At 68.7% G+C, this 2,685-nt stretch carries 2 protein-coding genes; both read right to left on the bottom strand.

Annotation, left to right across the window (positions count from 1 at the left end):
* Positions 1–84: 84 nt before the first annotated feature.
* Positions 85–741 carry a DUF4230 domain-containing protein gene (locus tag WA805_RS24070; protein ID WP_425243468.1) on the bottom strand — a complete coding sequence of 219 codons (657 nt, stop codon included), beginning with the start codon at positions 739–741 and terminating at the stop codon, positions 85–87.
* Between the two features lie 293 nt (positions 742–1,034).
* Positions 1,035–2,429 carry a S1C family serine protease gene (locus WA805_RS24065; RefSeq protein WP_425243467.1) on the bottom strand — a complete coding sequence of 465 codons (1,395 nt, stop codon included), beginning with the start codon at positions 2,427–2,429 and terminating at the stop codon, positions 1,035–1,037.
* Between the last annotated feature and the right edge of the window lie 256 nt (positions 2,430–2,685).

The following is a 2,685-nucleotide window of genomic DNA, read 5'->3' as shown; positions in this document are numbered from 1 at the left end:
CCCCGGCAGTCTGATCCTGGCGGCGCCGACGCCTCGGCGGCGCCCCCAGTGCCCCCCGGGGCGCCGCCAGGCCGCCGCCCGGCGTCAGGTGAACACGACCGTCACGTGGGTGAAGCCGAGCGAGCTGAGCATGCTCGTGAGCATGGCCTGGGTGTTCCGCTGCGCGTCGGCGATCAGCGGGCTCTGGTTGGCGGCGGTCTGGATCTTCTGCTGGGCGAGCATGTAGACCTGCTGCTGACTGTTCGGGTTGCCGGAGAAGAAGTTCCCGATCCGGTTCAGCAGCCCCTGCTGCTCGGCGTAGACGTAGGACTGGTCGACGTTCAGCACGGCCGGTTCGAGCTGGGCGTGCGGCACCTTGACCGACACCGTGGTCCGGTCCGCGGACACCTGGATCGCCTGCCCCTTGAGCTGGGAGAAGTCGACGTACGCGATGTCCGAGCCCTGGCCGATGAACAGCGTCTCGCTGCCCTGCAGGAACGACGGGATGAACGAGACCCGCTTGGTCAGGTCGACGACGACCTGGAACGAGCCGTTGGCCGCCTCGTAGCGGCTCAGTGAGGTAATCGATTTGAGCAGCGCGGGACCGCCGCGATCGGTGGTGGTCTGCGTGAATGGGTTGCGCAACTGCGGCAGCAGGTGCACGGCCGACAGCACGACGACCACTGCCAGGATGGCGATGACGGCAATCAGCGCCGTGACCAGCCGACCCGCGAGCCTTCCACTTCGAGATACCAGCGTCACGGGACGGCGACTACCCGGCAGCGGCGCAGTAATTCGCCGAATTCACGGCGAACCGGCATATTTTCCCGCAGGCGGGCAGAACATGGAGCGTGAATCGCCGCCGTCCAAGAACTCGCCTCGGCCGGGTCCTGCTGTGGATCATCCTGATCATCGTGGCGCTGATCGTCCTGTCGGTGCTCTTCGGTGGCTTCCAGAAGGGCACCAATTCGGCCACTGGGCTAAGCATGACGCAGGGCGGGCCGCATAATGCGGCCCGCCCTGCGGGTTAGCCCCGTCGTCGGGGCGCTGTAGCGTCAGGCGGTCGGCCCGGACGCCAGCGTCACCGTCGCGGTGTGCGACTGGCCGGAGGAGTCGGTCCAGCCGATGCTGATCGTGTCGCCTGGGTGGTGACCCACCAGGATGTTCTGGATGTCGGTGCCGGTGCTGACGGACTGCCCGCCGAGCGAGGTGATCACGTCGCCCTGGCCGAGCCCGGCGGTGGCCGCCGGCGTGCCTGACGCAGCGCCCGCGAGCGCGACGCCTGACGAGTCCTGCTGGTCAGAGCTGGCGATCTCGAGGCCAAGGAAGGCCGTCGCGCCGATGTGCACGGTGGACGAAGCCTGGCCGGCCTCGATCTGGCTGGCGACGGACAGCGCCGTGTCGATCGGGATCGCAAAGCCCTGCGTGGTGCTGTCCTGACCGGAGCTGGACGACCCGGTGTTCCCGGACCCGGTGCTCCCGGACCCGGTGCTGCCCGACCCGCCGAATTCGCTGCCGGAGCCGCCGAACCCGCTGCCGGACCCGCCGAACCCGCTACCGGACCCGTCGCCGAACCCGCTACCGGACCCGCTGCCGGACCCGTCGCCGAACCCGCTACCGGACCCGTCGCCGAACCCGCTACCGGACCCGCCGAACCCGTTGCCTGACCCGCCGGACCCGCCGGACCCGCTGCCGGCCTGGGAGCCGGACGACGAGGCCGCGGTGTCCATCCCGATGATCTGACCGTAGGAGTTCACCAGCGGGCCGCCCGAGTCGCCGGGCTGGATGTTGGCGTTGCTCTCGATCAGGCCGCTGAGCTGCTCCGACGATCCGGAGCCCTCGTCGGAGGCGGTGATCGACTGGTTGAGCGCGGTGACCGTGCCCGGTGCCACGGACGGGGTGCCGCCGGCGCCGCCTGCGTTGCCGAGCCCGACCACGTTGTCGCCGACCTTCACCGCCGAGGAGTTGCCGGTCGTCGCGGTGGTCAGCCCGGACGCGCCGGACAGCTGCAGCACGGCGACGTCGTGGCTCTCGTCGTAACCGACGACGGTCGCCTTGTAAGTCTTGTTGTTGCCGATGTCCCTGACGCTCACCGACGTGGCGCCGTTGACCACGTGGTTGTTCGTCAGAATCTCGCCGTTGGAGGTCAAGACGATGCCGGTGCCCATGGCCGTGGCGCCCTCGTAGCCGAGGGTTGAGGTCACGTCGACCAGGCCGGGGTCGACCCGGCTGGCGATCTGCGATGTGGTCAGCATTGTCTTCGACGTCGCCGTGGCGTTCCCGGTCGGCGTGCTGCCGCCCTGGGACAGCCCGATGCCCGCGCCAGCGCCGACGGCCAGCGCCACCACTGCAGTCGCGGTCAGCCCGAGCGCGTGCCGGCCACGCGGCCGCCGCGGCGGCTCCGGCACCGGGTACGCACCGAACGGGTGCTGTGCGAATGGCTCACTCATGGTTTCCTGACACCCCGTGTTCTGTTCGCGGTTCTCATTTGCTGTACCTTGAGATTCGCCTGCGAACCTGGACGGTGGCAGAAAAGACCCTCAGGCTGAGCTATTGGTCTCCTGAAGATTTCCTGATGATCTTCAGGCTGACCGGAGTTACTGCTCCCTGAGCGCGGCGGGCGGGCGACGATGAACGTCACGACCAGCGTGATCCAGTCTAGGTTGAAGTAGGCACGCGGGCTACTCCGCCCGGTCGGCAGCACAC

It is taken from the genome of Trebonia sp., from assembly GCF_049794275.1.
Classification (GTDB): domain Bacteria; phylum Actinomycetota; class Actinomycetes; order Streptosporangiales; family Streptosporangiaceae; genus Trebonia.
The sequence above is the reverse complement of the archived record's forward strand: the minus strand, read 5'-3'. Positions and strand labels throughout refer to the sequence as shown.